The following is a 22,013-nucleotide window of genomic DNA, read 5'->3' on the forward strand; positions in this document are numbered from 1 at the left end:
CGGCGAACACGACCGCGACGACCAGCGCGGCGCCGGTGAGCTTGAGCGTGGGCCAGAGCTGGCCGATCACGAGCGGGGCGACGTCGGTGTTCAGGACGTAGGAACGGCCGAAGTCGCCGTGCAGCACGCGCCACAGGTAGTGCAGGTATTGCAGGTAGACGGGCTCGTCGAGGCCCCATTCCTTGCGGATCGCGGCTTCAATTTCGGGCGTGTTCAGTTGCTCGCCGATCAGGATGCTGACGATATCGCCAGGCGCGAGATGCACGGCGACGAACGACAGCGTGATCGCGGCCCACAGCACCAGCGCGCCCGTCACGAGCCGCGTCGCGACCGGCGAGCGCCACCAGGCGCGGCGCGCGCGCGTGAGCGGCGCCGCCGGGCCGGGCGCGCCCTCGTCGGGCAGCGGTAAGGGGGTCAGGTGGGTCATGGTCGTAAGTTCTCCTGCTGGCGAAGCCAGTGCGCGCCGCACGTTTCGCGTCAGCGCGAATCGAGGCAGACATCGTAAGGCGCTTCCGGCATCTGCTTGAAGCTGCGGAACGCGAGTCCCCGCACGCGCGTGCTGGCTGCGATCTCGTCCTCGGGTTGATAGAGCGGAATTGCGTAGGCCTCGTCGACGATCACCGTGTGTTGCAGTTGCGCGTAGATGCGGGCGCGCGCCGCGTCGTCGCGCGTCTGCGCGGCTTCGTTCAGCCACGCGAGCAGGCGCGGGTCCGCCGTGCGGCTGTAATTGATCACGCCGCCGCGGTCGATGGGCAGGTAGTGGTTTTCCGTATCGATTCCGTCGGTATCGGTGTTCGAGTTGGGTATGGCGCCGAACTTGCCGGTCTTGCGCACGTCGGCATAGGTGCCTGCGTCGACATAGCGGATTTTCAGCTCGACGCCGAGCCGCTGGCGCGCCTGCGCCTGGAGTCCCTGCAACAGCACATCGCGCTGGTCGCGCACGGTGGCGATCGCCTGCACGACATCGATCGACAGCCGCTGTCCGTCCTTCGTGCGGTAGCCGCCGGCGTCGCGCCCGGTCCAGCCCGCTTCGTCGAGCAGCGCGTTGGCGAGCTTCGGATTGTTGCCGTAGCTGTGCTCGATGCTGCGGTCATACAGCGGATCGACCGGAGAGGTGATGCCCCAGGCGCGCGTGCGCTTGCCGCGATAGATCGCGGCGACGAGCGCGTCGACATCGAACGCCTGCAACAGCGCGCGGCGTACCCGCACGTCCTGGGTGGGGCCGCAGGTCACGTTCAGATAGAGCGAGTACGGCGAGCCCGTGTTCAGCGCATGGAGGTAGCGCAGGTCCGGCTGCTTTTCGATCAATGTGGCGTCGTTGCCCGAAATGCCCTCGATCACGTCGGCCTGGCCGGACAGCAGCGCGCCGGTGCGCACCGACGACTCGGGCAGGAAGCGGTAGACCACTCGGTCGAGGTATGCCGTGCCCTGATGGGTCGTCGTAGCCGGCGGCCATTTATAATCTGGATTCCGAACGAAATCGGCTTCCTGTCCCTTGCGCCAGGCCGTGAGAATAAACGGTCCGGTGCCCGCGACTTCGCGTCCACCCGATTTCAGTTGCGGCGAGGCGTAGGCGGCGGGCGAGATGAGCTTGAGCCCAGCGGCGAATGAGAGGAACGGCACGTAGGGCTCGTTCAACGTGAGCTGGACGGTGCGCGCATCGACGGCACGCGCGCCGGCGAGGCGCGACGCGATTCCGCAATAGCTCGAACCGGCGCAGTAGGACGGGTCGCGCACCTCGAGAAAGTTCTTCGCGACCGCTGCGGCATCGAGCGGCTGGCCGTCGGTGAACTTCACGCCGTCGCGCAGTGTAAACGTCAGCGTCTTGCCGTCCGGCGAGACCGTGTAGCCATTCGCGAGCCATGGGACATAGGTGCCATCGGGCTTGCGCGCGAGCAGCGACTCGAAGCTCGCGCGCAGGATCAGTTCCGCTTTCGCCTGTCCGTTCAGTTGCGGATTGAAGGTCGTCGGCTCGGTCTCGATGCCCCACGTCAGCGTGCCGCAGGAAGCGGGCGCGGCGCTAACGCCGCCAGTGGCCGTTGCCGCAAGCGCGATTCCCCCGGCAGCGACCATGCGCCGCCAGCGTGCGGACCTGGCCGTGGCGAGAGGCGTTGACATCGACATCGTCATGGTTAGCGTTTGATCCACACGTCATAGGGGTTTTCGGGCATCTGCGCATACGAGCGGAAGCCGAGGCCCTGGACCGTCTTCGCGGCGGCGATCTGGTCTTCCGGCTCGTAGAGCGGCACGGCGAACGCCTGCTGGTCGATCGCGAAGTGCTGCAACTGGCCGTACAGCGCCTTGCGCTCGGCGGCGTTCTGCGTTTGCGCAGCGGCCTGCAGCCAGCGACTCAGTTCCGGTGCCGACGCGCGGCTGTAATTGAGCGCGCCGCCGTGATCGACGGGCAGGTAGTGGCCTTCGATATCGATCCCGTCCGGCGGTGTGTTCGAGTTCGCGATCGACCCGAACTTGCCGCTCTTGCGCGCATCCGCATAGGTGCCGTCGTCGACGTACTGCACCTTCAGATCGACACCGAGCCGCTGACGCGCCTGCGCCTGCAACGCCTGCAGCAGCACGTCGCGCTGGTCGCGCACGGTCGCCTGTGCCTGGATTACCGCGATGGTGAGACGCTCGCCGTTTTTCGCACGGTAGCCGGCGCTGTCGCGCGCGGTCCAGCCCGCTGCGTCCAGCAGCGCATTGGCGAGCTTCGGATTGTTGCCGTAGCTCTTTTCGATGCTGTGGTCGTAGAGCGGATCGATCGGCGAGGTGATGCCCCATGCGCGCGTGCGTTCGCCGCGGTAGACCGACTGGACGATGCCGCTTACGTCGAGTCCTTCGAGCAACGCGCGGCGCACATTGGCGTCCTGCGCCGCGCCGTAGGTGACGTTCAGGAACAGCGAGTAGGGCGTCCCGGTGTTCAGCGCATGCTGATACGTGAGGTCGGGATTGCTGCGGATCAGCCCCGCGTCGTTGCCCGACACGCCTTCGATCACGTCGACCTGCCCGGACAGCAGCGCGCCCGTTCGAACCGACGATTCAGGCAGGAAGCGATAAACCACGCGGTCAAGATACGCCGGCCCCTGATGGCCGCTGGTTGTCGGCGCCCAGCGATAATCGGGATTCCTGTCGAACTCGATCTCCTGCCCCTTCACGTAGCGGCGCAGGATGAATGGGCCCGTTCCTGCGATGTCGGTGCCGCCCGACTTGAGGCTCGACTTGTCGAACGCGTTCGGCGAGAGGAGCGGGAGGGAACCGGCAAAGGTCAGGAACGGCGCGTACGGCGCGTCGAGCGTGATCTCGACCGTGTGCGCGTCGGGTGTCTTGACGTCGGCAACGTGCGAAATCAGGCGCGCGAGGTTGCTGCCGCCGGAGTAGGAGAGGTCGCGCGCATAGAGGAAGTTGCGGGCCACGGCCTTCGAGTCGAACGGTGCGCCGTCCGTGAACTTGACACCGTCGCGCAGCGTGAAGGTATAAGTCTTGCCGTCGGGCGAGACCTTGTAGCCGGCGGCGAGCCACGGCACGAAGCTGCCGTCGGGCTTTTGCGCCAGCAGGCTTTCGTAAGCGTTGCGCAGCAGCAGCACGACCTTGTCCTGGCCGTTCAGTTGCGGATTGAGCGTGCGCGGCTCGGTTTCCACACCCCACGTCAGCGTGCCGCCGGTGACCGGCTGGCCTGCCGCGAGCGTCAGATGCGGCAGCGCGAGGGCGAGCAGGACCGCCGCCGCCGCGGTACGGCGCGAGGTGCGAGAGGCTTGCGCCGGGAATGAAAACGTCATCGGTGAGTACCTTGAGCAGTGGGTCGGTCGATCAGGGGAAGGCGGTTGCACGCGGGCTATCATGCGGCTTGGGGATCGCGTGCGCCTGCTGCAACCGGCTCGCTGTAATGCTCGGGAATAAGGATCTTGCGCAGCCAGACCAGCGGCGTGCCGAGCGCGTTGGTCGAGCGATGAAAAGGCTCATAGCCGTGACGCTCGTAAAACGGGGCGAGCCAGGGGTGATTGACGGCGGTCGCGAGCCACGTTGCGGGCGCCTTGACCTGCGCGCGCAGAAACTGCGTCTCGACATGATCGAGCAACACGTTGCCAAGGCCCTGTCGCTTGAACGCGGGCGCGACGGCAAACCAGTGCAGGAACGGCCAGGGTGTGAGCCGGTTGCCTTCGGGCGACCAGGGAAAGCGCACGGTCAGCGTCGCGGCAAGCGCTGTGCCGCCGCCGACCACTTCGCGCTCGAGCAAGAACGTCGTCTGGCTTGCGACCGCCTGCGCCACGCGCCCGACCGGTGAGCGCGTGATCGTGAAGTGAACGCCCTCGCGCGCGAGTGGTGCGTAGGACTGCTGAAGCAGGTCGTAGAGGGCCGGCACGTCGTCCTGGCCTGCAATACGGATCTTGTCGGTCATGTTTCGGTTATGGCGAACGAAGGGTGAAGGCCGGACGCGGAAGATGGGCTCGCAGGTGGATGGGGAAGGTTGCCGTCTGCAAGCAGCCCGAGCGACGCGATGCGATCTGTGGCGGCGGTGATCGGCGTGTCGACAACGAATTCGTCAATTCCATGGCGGCGATGCAATCCGTCGAGTTCGCGCAGCACGTCCTCGCGCGTGCCATGCACGATGCGCGCTTCGCGTTCTTCGATGCGGTGAGCGCCGCCACCCGATTGGCGCACGAATGCGTCGGCCTGCTCGAGGCTCGTGACGTTGACTGCGGGACCATCGCCAACCTGTACGCGAAAGCGCCGGAAGCCGCTTGCGAGCCGCGCGGCGTCGGCCGCCGTCCTGGCGACGACGACCGAAATCGCGAGCAGCGGTGCACGGCCGCCCGATAGCGAGCGGTAGGTTTCGAATGCGTGTTCCAGGTCGCTGGTCGCCGCGTTGATATGCGCGGCGTAGACAAAGTCCCAACCAAGGCGCGCCGCGAGCGTCGCACTTTCGGTGCTCGCGCCGAGCAAGAAGGGTTGCGCGGGAGCGGGCGGCAACGGCGTCGCGCGCACTATTTTCTCGCCGCTCTCGCTGTTCGCCTCATCGGCTTCGCCCGAAGCCGGGGCCGCGGCATCGAACAGATACCGCTTGAGTTCGAACGCGAGCTCGGCGAAATCCGGGCGGCGTCCCGCATCGAAGGCATCTTGCAGGGCGCGCGTCGACAAGGGCAGTCCGCCGGGCGCCTTGCCGATGCCGAGATCTACGCGGTCTGGCGCAAGCGAAGCCAGCAGGTTGAAATTTTCCGCGATCTTGTACGGGCTGTAATGCTGCAGCATCACGCCGCCTGATCCAACGCGGATGCGGCGCGTTTGCGCAAGCACATAAGCCACGAGGATTTCGGGCGACGGGCACGCAAGTCCCGCGGAGTTGTGATGCTCGGCGAGCCAGTAACGGTGATAGCCCCACGCCTCGGCGGCTTGTGCCAGAAAGACGCTGCGCGCGAGCGCCTCGGCGGCGGTTTCGCCGGCCGCAATCGGGCTCTTGTCGAGAACGCTCAGGCGGAAAGCGGATTCGCGCTGTGCAGGATCGGAGTGGCTCGTGGGTAGTGTCATGCTGAGGGAGAGGGGCATCGATCGCAGCCGCCCGGTCAATTTCGGTGCACAAAATTATTTTTCTTCGCAAACCGAACGGTCAAACAATGAAGAGGAATATGGAAAGCCGAAAATATTTGTTCGATTGGATGGGGGTGATTGCACACTATGTCCGATTGCCGCGTGACGGACATCGGTGTCGTCACGCCGGCGCGAGACATCAATCGATCGGATAGACAGGACGGCATCATGAGCGGGTCGCGTAGACGGCTGAAGACATTGGTGGGCGCGGCGAGCGTGCTATATGCGAGCGGCGATACCGACGCGGCACAGGGCATACGCCGTGCGGCCGCGCTTGCACGCAAGGCGGAAGCGCACAAGGTCACGGGCCTCTTTACGGCTGATCTCTTGCAGGCGGATGCGGCGGGTCTCGCCGGCATCACCGGCAGCCAGGAACCGATCGTCGCGCTCGCGGCATTGAGCCAGGCCACCTCGCGGATCGGCCTCGTCGCAACGGTCTCGACGACCTACCATCATCCCTACAACCTCGCGCGGCTGATCGGCACACTCGATCACGTGAGCGGCGGCCGCGCGGCGTGGAATGCCGTGACGTCGTCGGTGGGCGAAGAAAATTTCGGCGACGGCGCGCTGCCCGACCCCGAGCGCCGCTATGCGCGCGCCACCGAATTCGTCGAAGTGGTTCAGGCTCTGTTCGATGCGAACCATCCCGGGGCGACGCGGCGTTCGGCAAGTGGCGGCGTGGCTGTCGATCCTGCCAGGCTGGGTCCGATCCACTATCGCGGAACATACTTCCAGGTGGAAGGGCCGCTTAACGTTCCGCCTCCGCCCCAGCGCATTCCGGTCCAGTTTCAGGCGGGTCAGTCGGCGAGCGGCGTCACGCTCGGCGCGCGCTATGCCGAGGTGGTCTACACGTCGCAACCGACGCTCGACGATGCGCGTGCTTTCGTCACCGAACTGCGCCGTCAGGCGATTGGTTTTGGGCGTGCGAACCGGCTGCCGTTCGTGATGAACTCATTTCATGCGGTGATCGGCGAATCGGATGCGGACGTCGCGCGACGGCTGCGCAACAAGCACGAGCGCATCGACTACGAGCAGGGGCGGCTCAAGCTCGCCGATATGCTGGGCGGCGCCATCGATCTCCGCGATCTGCCGCTCGACGAGCCGCTGCCGGAGTCCTTGCTGCCGACGGTCGACAGCGTGCATCGGCGGCGCGGGCGGGTTGCGATCTTCCTGGCTTACGCGCGGCAGCGGCTCAGCTTGCGCGAGCTGATCATCCGCGCGCAGGAAACCGGCCACTGGTTCGTTGCCGGGACGCCCGAACAGCTCGCCGACGCGATCGAAGAGCGCTATCGTGCCGGCTTCGTCGATGTGCTCTCGTTGCATGGTCTTGGCCAGCCGGATCAGGAGGACCTGTTGCTCAACGGGCTGCTGCCGGAGTTGCGCCGGCGCGAACTGATCGATGCCGACTATGTGGGCGAAGACTTCCGCTCGAATCTGGAATTGCCGCCGCTGCAGGCATGGTCCGGCGGAAACGGCCTGCGGGCAGCGAACGAAGGCTAACCAGCGCTTCGTCATTCCTCGTTATGCTAAGCATCCCAGAATTTCTTCTATAGCCTGGCCTGTCCCTTCTTTGTAATTCGGCGGGGGAAACACTACTACAGTGAAAGATGCCGTTTGCATCCACCCACCCAAAGGAGCCAGGCCATGTCCATCCGCATAGGCGACGAAGCCCCCGATTTCACCGCACAAACGACTGAAGGACCGATCCGCTTCCACGAGTGGATCGGAGACCATTGGGCGATCCTGTTTTCGCACCCGAAAGATTTCACGCCGGTATGCACAACCGAGCTGGGCTATATGGCCAAGCTCAAGCCCGAGTTCGACAAGCGCGGGACCAAGGTGATCGGGCTCAGTATCGATCCGGTCGACGACCACCACAAATGGGCGAAGGATATCGAAGAGACGCAGGGCACCGCGGTCAACTATCCGATGATTGGCGACGCGGACCTCGCAGTTGCAAAGCTCTACGACATGATCCATCCCAACGCGAGCGGCGGCCCGCGCACCGCGGTCGACAATGCGACCATCCGCGCCGTGTTTATCGTTGGACCAGACAAGAAGATCAAGGCGACGTTCACCTACCCAATGAGCGCCGGGCGCAACTTCGACGAGGTTTTGCGGCTTCTCGACGCCCTCCAGCTCAACGCGAAGCATACGGTCGCCACCCCGGTGAACTGGAAGCCGGGCGATGATGTGATCATTCCCACCTCCGTCTCGGATGAGGATGCAAAGAAAAAATATCCAGAGGGCTTCAAGACGCTGAAGCCCTGGCTGCGGACGGTCGCGCAGCCCAAATAGGTACGCTTCGGCGCCACGGGCAGGCGGTATTACGGCGCTGTGACTCACGACGCGAGAACGTATGCGAACCTGCATCGTCGGCTCCGCGCGATGCAATGTTTTTGACAGCGCTTGAGAATTCTCGAAGGTTCTCGCATAGTCGATTCTGTCGTCTAAAGACTGCAGCAACATTGCCGTAGCAAGAAGTCCGCGCAATCTCGTTGCCTCGTCCGCGCCCAACGCGCAAATCCGCCAACCTTTTACGTCGCCCCATGCGCGACGAGTGATGCCATTTCGGCCCGTACTGACGCGGGCGTGAGGGTCCCACCGCGTCGCAGACTGTTTCGCTTTTCGCATAAGGGGGACGCCGTGACCGCATTCGGAGTCGAGGACGTCGTTCAGGCGCTGCAAGCCGTGCGTCAGCGCTGGAGGGAAGGGCAGCACCGCTCGCTGGACCAGGGCGAACGCGAACTGCCTGATCGCGAGGCGCTCGCCGATATCGTCGGCACGCTCAAGGGCGTGCTCTTCCCGATGCGCCTCGGGCCGCCCAATTTGCGTCAGGAAACCGAGAACTTCTACATCGGGCATGCACTCGATGCCTCGCTCCACGCGCTTCTTGCGCAGGCGAGGCTGGAATTTCATCACAAGGCGCGGCACGGGCCGCGCGATCACGACGCCATCGAAGCGCGCGCCCTTGCCGTCATGCGGGATTTCGCGGCGCAACTGCCGGAGATCCGCTCGCAGCTCGACACGGATGTGCTCGCCGCGTGGCAAGGCGATCCGGCGGCGGGTAGCGTCGATGAGGTCCTGCTCTGCTATCCCGGCATCCAGGCCATGATTCACCACCGGCTCGCGCATGCGCTTTACCGGCTCGAGCTGCCGCTCCTGGCGCGCGTGATCGCCGAGCTGGCACACGCGCAAACTGGCATCGACATCCATCCGGGGGCACAGATCGGCGGGTCGTTCTTCATCGACCACGGCACGGGCGTCGTGATCGGCGAGACCTCGGTGATCGGCGAGCGCGTGCGTATTTACCAGGCCGTGACGCTCGGCGCGAAGCGCTTCCCGCGAGACGCGAATGGCCATCTGGAGAAAGGCGGCGCGCGCCACCCGATCGTCGAAGACGACGTGGTGATCTACGCCGGAGCGACCATACTCGGGCGTGTGACGATAGGCCGTGGCGCCGTGATCGGCGGCAATGTCTGGATCACGCAGGATGTCCCGGCCGGTGTCCGCGTGATGCAGGCCGAGTCCCGCAACGAGGCGGTCGCCACACCAGGAGTTTCCCCATGAGGACGCTGGTCAAAGACTTCGGCCTGTACGTGCGGCAACTGCGCGAAGCACATGCATGGTCACAGGAGCAGCTCGCGGAGTTCGCGGGCTTGAGCCGCTCTTACGTCAGTGAAGTCGAGCGGGGCACCGTGATCGCATCGCTTATCACGCTCGACAAACTGGCGTGCGCGTTCGGCCTGACGGCGGCGGCACTGCTCGCGCCGCGAAGGCCACAAGCTGCGCGCGATGCCGCCCCGCAAACCGCGCCCGGTTCGCGCGATGAAGAGGTCACGCCGGAGGCTTGTCGTCTATAGCACGTTGCGCTGGTCAGAGGTGCTACCCATAATGACTCTTCGTCATATGCATTTCTCTATTCGTTCTAAAGAACTGGGAGTCATCTATGTCGACGATTACGGGCGGGCCGACAGCGCTAGGGGACAACGCGGCAAGACAGCTTGCCAATGCGACCAAAACCGTTCCCCAACTGTCCACCATCACGCCACGCTGGCTCGTTCATCTGCTCCAGTGGGTGCCGGTCGAGGCGGGCATTTACCGATTGAACCGCGTGAAGGACCCGGAGGCCGTTCATGCGGCGTGCACCGCGCGCGAGGATGAGGGCGTTCTGCCGACAACCTTCGTACCGTATGAGGAGCAGCCGCGGGAGTACTTCCTGAATGCGGTGAGTACGATCGTCGACGTGCATACGCGTATTTCCGACCTGTACAGCAGCCCGCACGACCAGATCAAGGAGCAACTGCGCCTCGCGATCGAGACGATCAAGGAGATGCAGGAAGGCCAGCTCATCAACAATCCCGACTATGGCCTGCTGGCCAATGTCGACGAAGACCAGCGCATCTTTCCGTTGACCGGCTCGCCCACGCCCGACGATCTCGACGAACTGCTCACCAAGGTCTGGAAGGAGCCGGCGTTCTTCCTCACGCATCCGCTCGCGATCGCCGCGTTCGGCCGCGAATGCACGCGGCGCGGCGTGCCGCCGCCGACTGTGAGCCTGTTCGGCTCGCAGTTCGTCACGTGGCGTGGCATTCCGCTCATTCCTTCCAACAAGGTGCCGGTGGACGACGGCAAGACCAAGATCCTCCTGCTGCGCGTGGGCGACAAGCGCCAGGGCGTGGTGGGCCTGTACCAGCCGGGCGTGGCGGGCGAGCAGGGCCCGGGGCTTTCGGTGCGCTTCATGGGCATCAACAACCAGGCGATCGCGTCCTACCTGATCTCGCTGTATTGCTCGCTGGCCGTCCATACGCCGGATGCGCTGGCGGTCCTCGATGAAGTGGAAATCGGCAAGTACCACGACTATGCCGACACCTATCGCTGATTCAACGGGCGCCGGCGCATTGCCCGACGTGCCGGTGCCCGTCGTGCCCGCCGGTTTGCCGGATCCGGCGCAGCTCGCGCGCCTCGCGAACGAGTTCTTCTCGGCACTGCCGGGCAGCGCCGCAGCCCCCGACGTTTCCGCCGGCAGCGGTGCGGTGGGCGGCCTCGCGTCCGGGTTGCCCGCGGCGGCTCCGCTGCTTTCTTCCGTGAGCAATCCGGCACCCGCTGGTTCGCCGCTGGCGGGACCGGGAGGTACCGGCACGGGCGTGCCCGGTTTGGCTCCGCCGCAAGGTTATGTTCCCGGCGCCAATCTGCTGCCTGGGGCACCGACGCACGTGCTCTCGCTCGGCAACCGAGCGCCCGCCATGCTGCCGCATGCGGCCGCGCAGGACGGCATTCCCGACAACGTGCAGGCTATCGCGCCAGCGCTCGAACCACGGGCGGGCGGCGCCGTACTCGGCGTGCCGCAGGCGAACGGGCTCGGCACGCGGTCCGCTGCGGCCGTACCCGCCGCGGGACAGGCGGCGTCGCCGTTCTACTTCGTCGATGCCGCAACGTTTGCCAGGCACGGCGACGCGCCGGGCATCGTTGCCCCGCCCCACGATCTCGCCGACCCTCGTGTGTTCGGTTTGCCCGCCGAAAGCGATCTGCTCGACCTCGTGTCGTGGCAGCGACGCGGGTCCGAAGTGCAAGGCGAGCCAGCGGGCACCGGGCAGCATACGCACTACGTGTTCGAGAACGCACGGCAACGCGCCCCGGCGGACGCGCAGTACGGTGCGACGCCGCTCGCGCCGTCCGCGCATCCGCCGTTCGAGGTGAACGCGGTACGGCGCGATTTTCCGATCCTGCAGGAGCGCGTGAACGGCAAGCAGCTGATCTGGTTCGACAATGCGGCGACGACCCACAAGCCACAAGCCGTGATCGACCGGCTTGCCTGGTTTTACGCCCACGAAAATTCCAATATCCACCGGGCCGCGCATACGCTGGCGGGCCGCGCGACCGATGCCTATGAAGAGGCGCGCGAGACCGTGCGGCGCTTTATCGGTGCGTCATCGGCCGAGGAGATCATTTTTGTGCGGGGCACGACCGAGGCCATCAATCTCGTCGCGAAGTCGTGGGGCGTGCAGAACGTCGGGGCCGGCGACGAAATCGTGCTGTCCCATCTGGAGCATCACGCGAATATCGTGCCGTGGCAGCGACTGGCGTCGGACAAAGGCGCGACGCTGCGCGTGATTCCCGTCGACGACTCCGGCCAGGTGCTACTGGAGGAATATCGCAAGTTGCTCAGCGACCGCACGAAAATCGTGGCGGTGACGCAGGTGTCGAATGCGCTGGGCACGGTCGTGCCGGTGAAGGAAATCGTCGAGATGGCGCACGGCGTGGGCGCGAAGGCGCTGGTGGACGGCGCGCAATCGGTTTCACACATGCGCGTGGACGTGCAGGCAATGGACGCCGACTTCTTCGTGTTCTCGGGCCACAAGATCTACGGGCCGACGGGCATCGGCGTCGTGTATGCCAAACGTGCGCTTCTCGAGGACATGCCGCCGTGGCAGGGCGGCGGCAACATGATTTCCGACGTCACGTTCGAACGCACGCTGTTCCAGCCGCCGCCGGGCCGCTTCGAGGCGGGCACCGGCAACATCGCGGATGCCGTTGGCCTCGGCGCGGCGCTCGACTACCTGACGCGACTCGGCATCGAGAATGTGGCGCGCTACGAGCATGATCTGCTCGCCTATGCCACGCATGCGCTCTCGCGCATTCCCGGGGTGAGACCGATTGGCACCGCGACCGAAAAGGCGAGCGTTCTGTCGTTCGTGATGAGAGGCTACAGCCCGGAAGAGGTCGGTCAGGCGCTCAACGAAGAGGGCATCGCGGTGCGCGCCGGACATCACTGTGCCCAGCCCATCCTGCGGCGGTACGGGCTGGAGGCCACGGTGCGGCCCTCGCTGGCGTTCTACAACACATGTGACGAAGTGGACTCGATGATGGCAGTCCTGAGACGGCTGGCCGCGCGCCGTTAGCAAGGCAGGGCGCACCCCGAGCCGCTCCGGGCCCACCTTTTGGTGGGCCCTTTGTTTTCTATCATCCGAAAGGGAGCCACCGGCCCTCCTTTGGATATCAGAACAAATTCGTTCCATCCCGATCGCGGGGCAAATGACAATGCGATGAAGCCATGACAATTTGACCGAGATGAGACGCCCATCCTTGCTGAATCTCGCCGCCGTCGCGGGCGTTGTCGTGGCCGTCGCGCTGATCGCAGTCCGGAACGTGCATGGCAATACGTCATACGAAATTCTCAATGTTTCATACGATCCCACGCGCGAGCTGTACGACAGCCTGGATGCGCGGTTTGCCGAAACCTATTCGCACGAAACCGGCATTCACCTGCGGGTGAAGCAGTCACATGGGGGTTCGTCGCGCCAGGCGCGAGCGGTGATCAGCGGCGAGCAGCCAGCCGATGTCGTGACCCTGGGCCTCTATTCGGACATCGAAGCGCTGAGCAGGCAAGGGCTTATCGCACCCAACTGGGCGAACCGGCTGCCGCATCATTCGCAGCCCTACTATTCGACGATCGTGTTCGTGGTCCGCAAGGGCAATCCGAAGCACATTCGCGACTGGCCGGACCTCGTTTTGCCGGGCGTCGAACTGGTCACGCCGGACCCGCGTACCTCGGGCAACGGGAAGCTCAGCGCGTTGGCGGCCTGGGGGGCGGTGGTCACGCGCGGCGGCAGCGAAATCGCGGCACGCGATTATCTGCGCGCGCTATACACGAATTCGGTGCGCCTCGACTCGGGAGCACGGGGCGCGGCGAACGCGTTCGCCATCGAGAAGATCGGCGACGTGCAGCTCGCATGGGAAAGCGAGGCCTTGCGCGAGGTCGCCGACAACCGCACGGAACTCGAGGTCGTCTACCCGCCCGTGAGTATCCTTGCCGAACCCTACGTGGCCTGGGTCGACGCGAACGTTGCACGCCATCACAGCGAGCGCTACGCCCGGGCCTACCTGGCATTTCTGTTTTCCGATGAGGCGCAGCAGATCATCGCGCGCGCCGGCTACCGCCCCTATAACCCGCAGGTCGCCAGAGCGTTTGCCTCGCGTCTGCCGCCATTGACGCTCTTTCCCGTGACGGCGATCGCTCGGGACTGGGACGACGCGAATCACCGGTTCTTCGACGAAAACGGCATCATGGACACCGTTTACCGGTCCGTCGACGGCCTGGCCGGTCGCGCCGTACACGAGACGTCGCAAGGGAGCCCGTCATGAAGAAAGTAAGCATACCTTACGACTGGAACACGGGCAGGCGCGATTTCCAGGCGGCGCTCACGGTCGCGGCCATCTCGCTGCCGCAAGGCATTGCGTATGCGCTGATCGCAGGCGTGGACCCGCGCTTCGGCCTTTACTCGATGATCGTGGTGACGCTCGTGGCGTCGCTGCTAGGCTCGTCGTCGCAACTTGTCAACGGGCCCACGAGCGCCATCTCGCTCGTCGTGTTCAGCGCGCTGGCGTTTCTCGACCCGAACGACGCAATCAACGTATACGAGGCCATGTTCCTGCTGGGCGTCATGGTCGGGATCGTGCAGATCGCCATTGCTGTGTTCAGGCTCGGCGATCTCACGCGCTATATCTCCGAGTCGGTCATCATCGGCTTCATGGCGGGGGCCGCCGCGCTGCTCGCCATCGGGCAGATCGGCAATGCGCTTGGCGTGCGCGAAAAGGGCAACGGCCATCAGCACGTGCTGCACCGGCTCTGGCTCACGCTCGTGCACGGCGATCCGGTCAATCTGAAGGCGTTGGCACTGAGTGTCGGAGCGGTGGCGCTGGCGTTGCTGCTCAGGCGGGCCATACGCCGCTACCGGTTGCCTCAGCTCGACATGTTCGTGACGCTGATACTCGTATCGGCGGCGGCTTATACGCTGGGGTGGTCGCGGCAAGGCAACGATGGCCATACCGCCGTGGCGGTCATCGGCGCGTTGAAGGCGGGGCTGCCAACGCCGCACATCCCCGAGATCCAGTGGAACTGGATTGGCCAGCTCTCGTCGAGCGCTGTGGCCATTGCCTTTCTCGGGCTGCTCGAAGCGTTGTCGATCGCCAAATCCATCGCGCACCACACGCGCCAGCCGCTCGACTACAACCGCCAGTGCCTCGCGGAAGGCGCTGCAAACCTCGTGGGCGGCTTCTTTCGCTGCCTGCCGGGTTCGGGTTCGCTGTCGCGCTCGGGGATCAACTACCAGGCCGGCGCACGCACGCGGGCGTCTGGCGTCATGACGGCGGCTGTGGTGGCGGTCGCCGTGCTGGTCCTCGCGCCGCTCACCCGTTACATCCCAAAAGCGGCGCTGGCGGGGCTGCTCCTCGTGACGGCGTTGCGCCTCGTTGATGTTGCGCGCCTGCGCTATACGCTGCGCGCGTCGCGCTATGACGCCGGCCTTGTCGTCATCACGGCGCTGGCGGCGCTGCTGATCGGCGTGGAGTTTTCGATACTCATCGGCGTCGCGCTCTCGATCCTGCTGTTCGTGCCGCGCGCCTCGCGACTGAAGGTGTCAGAACTGGTGGTGAGCCCAGAAGGCGTGGTGCGCGAAAAACTGCCAGAAGATCTGCCTTGCTCGGCCGTCGCGGTGTGGGACTTTGAAGGCGAGTTTTTCTTTGGCGCGGCGCCGGAACTCGATCGCTATCTGGACAGGCTGAAAGCGAGCGCGCGGAAACTGGGCATTCAGTATCTCGTCCTGCGGTTCAAGCGCGTGCGCAATCCGGACGTGGTGTGCATCGAGCGGATCGAGCATTTCCTGCGTGATGCCCAGCGCGAGGGGCTGGTCGTACTGCTTGCCGGCCTGCGACCGGAGTTTCGGGAAGTGCTGAAGTGCCTGCGTTTTACGGACTGGTATCCAGCCGAGCGGTTTTTCCCGGAAGAAGACGAGACGTGGTCGGCGACCGTGCGGGCCGTGCGCCATGCCTACGCAGAACTCGGCGCGCGCAATGCCTGCGCGCACTGCGCGGATCGTATCGACGCACGGCAGCCGTCCAACCTTTATTACCTGGTCTGAATCATGACGGCTTGCGCGCTATCGAATGCAACAAGGAGCGGCGAACATGCATCGTCTTGCTAGACGTGGACGGCCTGGCGGCAGCGTGTGGGGCGGGCAGGGCGACGATGCGGCGCGAGCGCGCCGCGGAACCTTCGCCGCCGTGCTCGTGGTCGCGGTTGCGCTTGCGTGCGTGGAGCGAGAGGTGTCCGGCAAGCATGAGGGCTCGCTTCATTCGCTGCTCGCACCTTATATAGTCAAGTTCACGGGCGCGCGTGTGCACTGAATGATTACGGCTCTGCCATTCCTGGCGAGGCCGGCATGGACCCCGAGATACCGAGGCCAATAGAACATGAGCAAATACCACATCGCAACGGTCCAATCGGTTCACCACTGGACCGACACCCTGTTCAGCTTCACATGTTCACGCGAACCGGGCCTGCGTTTCAACAACGGCGAATTCACGATGGTCGGCCTCGAAGTCGACGGCAGGCCGCTCGCGCGTGCCTATAGCATTGTTAGCCCGAACTACGAAGAGCATCTCGAGTTCTTTAGCATCAAGGTGCAGGACGGCCCGCTCACTTCCCGGCTACAGCATTTGCGGGTCGGCGACCACATCCTGATTGGAAAGAAGCCCACGGGGACGCTGGTGGCCGACAACCTGCTGCCCGGCAAAACACTCTGGATGCTCTCGACAGGTACCGGTCTCGCGCCGTTCATGTCGATCATCCGCGATCCGGACATCTACGATCGTTTCGAGCGGATTGTTCTCACACACACCTGCCGCCTGAAAGGTGAACTCGCTTATATGGATTACATCAAGCACGATCTACCAGGCCACGAATACCTCGGGGACGTGATCAAGGAAAAGCTCGTCTACTATCCCACGGTTACGCGCGAAGAGTTCGAAAACGAAGGTCGCATCACCGACCTGATTGCCACAGGCAAGCTCTTCATCGACCTTGGCGTCAAGCGGTTCGCGCCTGAAAGCGATCGTGTGATGTTGTGCGGTAGTACGGCCATGCTGAGGGACACGACCGAACTGCTGAAGCAGGCGGGTCTCGTGGAGGGCAAGAACAACGCGCCCGGTCACTACGTGATCGAACGCGCGTTCGTGGAGTAGCCGATGGCGCGCCAATCGGCGTTCACATTCCGCGCTCTAGAATTGTTTGCCGACCGTGAGACCCACCACGTCCTCGGACAGATGCACGTTGGCGTTGCCGCCACCGAAAGCCGCCGGAATCGAATCGGTGCCGTTCACGGTTTTCTTGAACCCATGCCCGTAGAAGAAACCGAACGACGTTTTCGCATCGGTCGTCCACGTGGCGCCGACGGTCGCCTGATCTTGCACGACGCCCGGTGCAAGAATATTCAGGAACGTTTCGGTGCTGGCCACCGGCTGGCTCGAGTGGCTATAGCCCGCGCGCAGTGTCAGATGAGAGGTCGCTGCGTAGCTGGTGCCGATCTTGATTATATTGGTATTGCGCCAGCCGAAACCGGGACCGTCGGAGGAACCCAGCGCGTTACCGGCAAACAGGTTGGCCAGCGGATTCGCGATCGAATTCACGTTGCCGTACAGAATGCGCTGAAAGTCGGCGGCAACGGTCCAGGACGGTGTCACCTTCCACGATAACCCGATGCCGTAGTTCTCCGGAATGTCGAACGAGCCTCCATTGGCGAAGAGACCTTTGTAGTTGTCGAAACGACCGCGTATTTTTGAGGCCCATGTCACACCGAGCGTCACTGTCGGCGTGATCTGCCCGGTGTAGCCAAGGTGCACGCCCACGCCAACCGTCGAGTCGGCGCCCTGATTCGTCACGTTGCCCGGCGCGGCCGAAAGACTCGTGAACGGTTGCAGTCCGCTCGCCGTGAAGCGCTGATAAGCGATATTCAGGCCGATACCGAACGCGTGACGATCGAATAGCTTGTAGGCGATGGTTGGCGAGAGAAACACCTGCTCCAGGTCGACGCCAGCAGACCCCGTGGCGCCGAAAGATTGAAACGGATTATGTGCATAGCCTGTATCAAGACCACCGTTCGCATACAGTGCGAGGCCTGCGTACACGTTAGGGAGGAACTGATACGTCACACCGAATTCAGGCAGCGCGAAAATCGAGCGGTTGTTGCCGGAGTAGTTTCCATCTACCCCGTATGCGTTGCCCGAGACATCGGCGCCGCGCTTTGGCAGGAACAGACTCACGTCACCGTCGACCCGGTTGCCGACGAAGGCAATGCCGGCCGGGTTGGCAGCAGCGGCGAGGGCGTCCTGCGGCAGGCCAATGCCCACCCCCGCCATGCCTTGCGACGCGACACCGTAGCCATTGGAAAAATAGCCGTTGGTGGCCCAGGCAAAAGACGGCGCTGCCACCGTCACGACGATCATTGCGCGAGCGCTCCGTTGTAGACTCATGTGCTTCCCCCGTTTCGTGTTTGTATTAGGTAACGGGGGCAGAGTCTATTCAGAGGGTCATTCGTCTCAAACGAAGTTATTCAAATAAGCTTCAGATAGATTATAAAAAGATAAATTATTGCTTCCCGATGAGTTCCATGCATCCCCCACTCGATCTTTCGAGCATGCAAGCCGCCGCGGCGAACGCCTGTGACCTGCTCAAGGTGCTTGCCAATCCCGACCGTTTGCTGGTCATGTGCCGTTTGACGCAAGGCGAGCTATCCGTTGGCGAACTCGAGGCACAACTCAACATCCGTCAGCCGACGCTGTCCCAGCAGTTGGCCGTGCTTCGTGAGAAAGGTCTCGTGAGCGCTCGACGCGATGGCAAGAACATCTTTTACACGGTAGCGAGTGCGCAGGCGCTTGCTGTCATGGCCGTGCTTTATCAGCAATTCTGTACGGACTCCCGTGACGATCTGGCTCGCTGATCGCTTCACGGCGCGGCCGTGGACGAGAGCGAGCGACTTACACCCTGTGAATCGTTATGGCGCATGAAATGACGCTGTAACACGCGAGCATGTGCCGATGCACCACGATTGCGTATGCCGCGATAAAGAAAGCAGCTTTCATTCGTTGCTAGCTCAACGATAGGGACCGTATCCTCGTCAGGATCGTTCATCACCGAATATGCAATGACGCTGCCACCCCTGACCGACGAGCAACTCGACGAGCGCTTCGAGCCGATCTATGAACGCATCGCGCAGGGCGCGATTGAACGTGAACAGCAACGCGCGCTCGCCCATGAACCTGTGCAATGGTTGAAGGACACAGGCTTCACGGCGCTACGCGTGCCGCGCCGCTATGGCGGAGGCGGTGTCACCCTGCCGCAATTCTTTCGCCAGCTGAGCAAGCTGGGCGCCGCCGATTCGAATCTGCCGCAAATCCTGCGCGCGCATTTCGGTTTCATCGAATACCGCCTGGAAGATCGCGATGAAACGCAGCGCGCGCGCTGGTTCGAACGCATCGCCGCCGGCGAGACGCTGGGCGCGGCGACTTCCGAGCGCACGGACAAAACGCATAACTCGGCGGTGCTGCGGCGCGACGCCTCGACCGGAGCATTGCGCCTCGATGGCGAGAAGTATTACAGCACGGGGGCTCTCTATGCCGACTGGCTGAGCGTCGCGGCACACGACGACGAGTCGGACCTCACGCTCGTCATTGCGGCGAACAGCCCGGGCGTGAGCCGACTGGACGACTGGGACGGCTTCGGCCAGCGTCTCACCGCGAGCGGCACCACGCGTTTCGAGAGCGTGCCGGTTACACCGGACGCGATCATTTCGCGCTATCGCGCTTCGGAGCCTCGCCGCAACTCGTCGCTCACCGCGTTCTATCAGACCGTGCATCTAGCCACGCTGGCAGGTATCGTGCAGGCGGCCTTGCGCGACAGCGTCGAGTTCGTGCAGGGACGCACGCGGACCTTCGGCGTGGCCGGACAGTCGAGCCCGCGCGACAACCCTCTGGTGCATCGTGTAGTCGGCAGGCTCGCCAGTCTCGGCTACTCGACGCGAGCCATCGTCGACGCGGTGGCGCATGGGCTCGAACGCCTGCACGATCGGCGCGCAGAAGGTGAGGCGACCACCGACGAATACATTGCGCTCGACATCGAAGCGTACGAGGCGCAGCAGATCGTCATCGAGCAGACGCTCGAGGCGACCACGCTGATGTTCGAGGTCGGCGGTGCGTCGGCGACCAGCGAAACACGGCGCTTCGACCGCCATTGGCGCAATGCGCGCACGATCGCCTCGCACAATCCGGCGGGGCAGCGCGAAGCCGCAATCGGCAACTTCCATCTGAACGCGGCGCCGCCCGAGGAACGTTTCAGCCTTCCGCACGCGCGGCAAGCCGTCCCGGACGAAGCGGCGCAGAGCGTCGCGCAGGCATAGTTCGCATCCCCGCGCGCCCGGACGCTTGCCGACCGCGGCGCCCGCCAACACGATTCATCAGCACTGGAAAGCATCATGGCAGAGCCGATCATCCTGAACGCGTTCACGATGAACACGGCGTCCCATCTGAACTACGGCCTGTGGCGACATCCCGACGACGAGACCTGACGCTACACGGACGTCGACTACTGGACCGACCTCGCAAAGTTGCTCGACGAAGGCGGCTTCGACACATTGTTCATGGCGTATGCCCTGGGGCCTGCTCGACGTCTACGGCGGCAATGCCGAGACGTCGCTGCGCACGGGTGCGCAATCGCCCGTCAACGACCCGCTCCTGCTCGTGTCGGCCATGGCCGCGGCCACGCGCGAGGTTGGCTTCGGCGTGACGATCTCGACTACGTACGAGCATCCCTATCTGCTCGCACGCAAGTTCACGACGCTCGACCATCTGACGAAAGGGCGCGTGGCATGGAATGTCGCGACGTCGCAACCCGAAAGCGCCGTGCGCAATCTGGGCCTCAAGCAGTAGATCGCGCATGACGACCGCTACGAGATCGCGGACGAGTTGCTCGACGTGGTCTACAAGCTCTGGCAGCACTCGTGGGAAGACGACGCGGTGCGGTGCTGGCGGAATGCGCGGCGAAAAGTCCGAAAACAAAAAGGCTTGACTTGCTGAAGGCACGACACAACCAATGTTTCGTGCGATCAATATGAGCGGTTTCTGTGGATGCTTAACATGTACGGGCCTCAGTCAGGCACACGGACCTCACCCGCTTCGGTGGATCCGATAGCGCTTCTCCTTGCCCGGACACCGGATGAAAGGCCGCTGCATCGCGCGGGGCTCAACGCGCAGCAGGCAGCGTTAAACCAATGGTCGATCACTGGAATGATTCATTACATTAAATAATCAGGATGACTATACATTAATCGAAATAGTCGAGCCGCCGCCTTCGAACTGACAGGGCAGCGGCCCGTGTCGCTGCTTAGAACAGGTGCTTGATACCGGCCGAGACCGCGACCTGATTCGACGTCGTCGAGGGTGACAGGTAGCCGATGTCCGCAACGGCGTGGCGGCCCCACGAGTCGACGCCGCTGGCGTGCTGGTACGCCGCCGTCGTATACAGTTCGGTGGCCTTCGACAGCGAGTAGCCAGCGCCCACGTTCCACTGCTCGTAGCGCGCGCCGCCCAGACCGTTCAGGTTGCCGCCGTTCGTGTAATCGAATGACGTGCCGACGCGCAGGAACGGCGTGACCTGATAGCGAACGCTCGCGCCGATCGTATTGAACGACGCCGTACCGCGGTAGTTTTGGGTGTTGAGCGAAGCGGTTGCCCCAAGATCGCGGTATTGCGTGTTGGACCAGGCGACACCCAGGATGGCCGAGCCGATCGTCCAGGTGGAGGCCACGGCGACCGTCTGCTGTGTGCGGGCAGAGGCGAAGCCCGAAATAGCCGGGTTCGATTCCGGTGTGGTGGCGGAACCGGCGGAGCCGAGATTGTTGCCGGTGGCGCTCGCATTCGCGTTCGTGCCGTAGAGCGAATTGTTCGGATTACGCGCGTTGATAATCGACGCGGCAACCGCAATGCTCGGTCCGGTATAGCTGAAGCCTGCGGACCAGTACTGGTTCTGCGTGAAGTTGCCTGCGATGCCGCCGAAGCTGTACTGCGCGCCGAACCGGAAGCCGCCGAATGCGTCCGAGCTGTATTTGACCGCGTTATTGATGCGGTGCGTGAAGTTCAGGTTGTCGTAGTCGGCCGGATGGATCGCGAGATTGCCGAAGTACCAGGCGTAGAGCAGCGGCGACACATAGTCCACCGCGGCGTCGGACTGGCGACCGAGCGATGCGGTGCCGTAATTCGGTGCGCTGAGCCCGATCCAGGCCTGACGGCCGAACAGCGTGCCCCCTTGGCCGAGCGTGCCGTTGGCGACGCTGAAGCCGCTTTCGATCACGAACAGCGTCTTCAGGCCGCCGCCCAGGTCCTCGGTGCCTTTCAGGCCCCAGCGGCTCGAACTTGGGCCCGAGCTGCCGCTATCAAGCAAGGCGACCTGGCTGCCGCCGGTTGGTTTGCCACCGGCCGGCGTGGCGGCCGTCTGAACGTTGTTTACGTATGTCACGTTGCCGGTGACGATACCGTAGAGGGTCACGCTGCTCTGGGCATAGGCAGCAAGGGGTGACAGTGCGATCGAAGTCAGGGCGAGAAGT

18 protein-coding genes and 2 pseudogenes are annotated in these 22,013 nt (G+C 63.9%); 13 read left to right on the top strand and 7 right to left on the bottom strand.

The features are described 5' to 3' along the window. The 5 genes and pseudogenes from AB4Y44_RS40505 to AB4Y44_RS40525 form a co-directional block, all read right to left on the bottom strand. Positions 1-427: pseudogene (locus AB4Y44_RS40505) on the bottom strand (hypothetical protein); the annotation flags it as partial. Between the two features lie 50 nt (positions 428-477). After that, positions 478-2,118: an ABC transporter substrate-binding protein gene (locus AB4Y44_RS40510; RefSeq protein WP_368702648.1), complete on the bottom strand. Its 1,641-nt coding sequence runs from the start codon at positions 2,116-2,118 to the stop codon at positions 478-480. Positions 2,119-2,132: 14 nt separating this feature from the next. Next, the gene (locus AB4Y44_RS40515; protein WP_342924203.1) at positions 2,133-3,773 is read right to left on the bottom strand and encodes an ABC transporter substrate-binding protein; all 1,641 of its coding nucleotides are present in this window, start codon (positions 3,771-3,773) and stop codon (positions 2,133-2,135) included. 59 nt (positions 3,774-3,832) lie between these two features. Next, a complete protein-coding gene (locus AB4Y44_RS40520; protein WP_368702649.1) occupies positions 3,833-4,393 on the bottom strand; it encodes a GNAT family N-acetyltransferase in 561 nt (186 codons plus the stop codon). Next, entirely contained in the window at positions 4,390-5,520 is a 1,131-nt protein-coding gene (locus AB4Y44_RS40525; RefSeq protein ID WP_368702655.1) for an LLM class flavin-dependent oxidoreductase, read from the bottom strand. Before AB4Y44_RS40525 ends, AB4Y44_RS40520 begins: the two co-directional genes overlap by 4 nt. A 228-nt stretch (positions 5,521-5,748) precedes the next feature. Between AB4Y44_RS40525 and AB4Y44_RS40530 the strand changes: the two genes are divergently transcribed. From AB4Y44_RS40530 to AB4Y44_RS40575, 10 genes are all read left to right on the top strand, one after another. Beyond that, positions 5,749-7,080 (top strand): NtaA/DmoA family FMN-dependent monooxygenase, encoded by a 1,332-nt coding sequence (locus tag AB4Y44_RS40530; RefSeq protein ID WP_368702650.1) that lies wholly within the window; start codon positions 5,749-5,751, stop codon positions 7,078-7,080. Positions 7,081-7,224: 144 nt separating this feature from the next. Then, entirely contained in the window at positions 7,225-7,878 is a 654-nt protein-coding gene (locus AB4Y44_RS40535) for a peroxiredoxin (protein WP_342924206.1), read from the top strand. Positions 7,879-8,226: 348 nt separating this feature from the next. Further along, positions 8,227-9,150, top strand: a complete 924-nt coding sequence (gene epsC / locus AB4Y44_RS40540) for a serine O-acetyltransferase EpsC (RefSeq protein WP_069263964.1) — start codon at positions 8,227-8,229, stop codon at positions 9,148-9,150. Further along, positions 9,147-9,443, top strand: a complete 297-nt coding sequence (locus AB4Y44_RS40545; RefSeq protein ID WP_069263966.1) for a helix-turn-helix domain-containing protein — start codon at positions 9,147-9,149, stop codon at positions 9,441-9,443. The genes epsC and AB4Y44_RS40545 overlap by 4 nt, the downstream gene beginning before the upstream one ends. A gap of 86 nt (positions 9,444-9,529) precedes the next feature. Continuing rightward, the gene (locus AB4Y44_RS40550; protein ID WP_342924207.1) at positions 9,530-10,462 is read left to right on the top strand and encodes a family 2A encapsulin nanocompartment shell protein; all 933 of its coding nucleotides are present in this window, start codon (positions 9,530-9,532) and stop codon (positions 10,460-10,462) included. After that, positions 10,443-12,482, top strand: a complete 2,040-nt coding sequence (locus AB4Y44_RS40555) for a family 2A encapsulin nanocompartment cargo protein cysteine desulfurase (RefSeq protein ID WP_342924208.1) — start codon at positions 10,443-10,445, stop codon at positions 12,480-12,482. The genes AB4Y44_RS40550 and AB4Y44_RS40555 overlap by 20 nt, the downstream gene beginning before the upstream one ends. Before the next feature lie 169 nt (positions 12,483-12,651). After that, on the top strand, positions 12,652-13,725 hold the full coding sequence (locus tag AB4Y44_RS40560; RefSeq protein WP_342924209.1) for a sulfate ABC transporter substrate-binding protein: 1,074 nt from the start codon (positions 12,652-12,654) through the stop codon (positions 13,723-13,725). Beyond that, positions 13,722-15,500 carry a SulP family inorganic anion transporter gene (locus AB4Y44_RS40565; RefSeq protein ID WP_368702651.1) on the top strand — a complete coding sequence of 593 codons (1,779 nt, stop codon included), beginning with the start codon at positions 13,722-13,724 and terminating at the stop codon, positions 15,498-15,500. The genes AB4Y44_RS40560 and AB4Y44_RS40565 overlap by 4 nt, the downstream gene beginning before the upstream one ends. A gap of 46 nt (positions 15,501-15,546) precedes the next feature. Then, the gene (locus AB4Y44_RS40570; protein ID WP_141710648.1) at positions 15,547-15,765 is read left to right on the top strand and encodes a hypothetical protein; all 219 of its coding nucleotides are present in this window, start codon (positions 15,547-15,549) and stop codon (positions 15,763-15,765) included. 66 nt (positions 15,766-15,831) lie between these two features. Then, complete coding sequence (locus AB4Y44_RS40575) at positions 15,832-16,602, top strand: ferredoxin--NADP reductase (RefSeq protein ID WP_069263975.1); 771 nt, start codon at positions 15,832-15,834, stop codon at positions 16,600-16,602. A 36-nt stretch (positions 16,603-16,638) separates the two neighbouring features. On the opposite strand, the gene AB4Y44_RS40580 is transcribed toward AB4Y44_RS40575, so the two are convergent. Next, complete coding sequence (locus tag AB4Y44_RS40580; protein ID WP_368702652.1) at positions 16,639-17,862, bottom strand: OmpP1/FadL family transporter; 1,224 nt, start codon at positions 17,860-17,862, stop codon at positions 16,639-16,641. 155 nt (positions 17,863-18,017) lie between these two features. Here AB4Y44_RS40580 and AB4Y44_RS40585 point away from each other — a divergent pair, with 155 nt between their 5' ends. The 3 genes and pseudogenes from AB4Y44_RS40585 to AB4Y44_RS40595 form a co-directional block, all read left to right on the top strand. Then, a complete protein-coding gene (locus AB4Y44_RS40585) occupies positions 18,018-18,356 on the top strand; it encodes an ArsR/SmtB family transcription factor (RefSeq protein ID WP_368702653.1) in 339 nt (112 codons plus the stop codon). Between the two features lie 204 nt (positions 18,357-18,560). Continuing rightward, complete coding sequence (locus AB4Y44_RS40590) at positions 18,561-19,811, top strand: acyl-CoA dehydrogenase family protein (protein ID WP_342924214.1); 1,251 nt, start codon at positions 18,561-18,563, stop codon at positions 19,809-19,811. A gap of 75 nt (positions 19,812-19,886) precedes the next feature. Then, positions 19,887-20,460: pseudogene (locus AB4Y44_RS40595) on the top strand (LLM class flavin-dependent oxidoreductase); the annotation flags it as partial. 334 nt (positions 20,461-20,794) lie between these two features. Here AB4Y44_RS40595 and AB4Y44_RS40600 read toward each other — a convergent pair. Next, positions 20,795-22,013: porin (locus AB4Y44_RS40600; protein ID WP_368702654.1), on the bottom strand; the 1,219-nt coding region annotated here is incomplete at its 5' end.

The sequence above is a fragment of the Paraburkholderia sp. BR10937 genome, from assembly GCF_040965695.1.
Classification (GTDB): Bacteria; Pseudomonadota; Gammaproteobacteria; order Burkholderiales; family Burkholderiaceae; genus Paraburkholderia.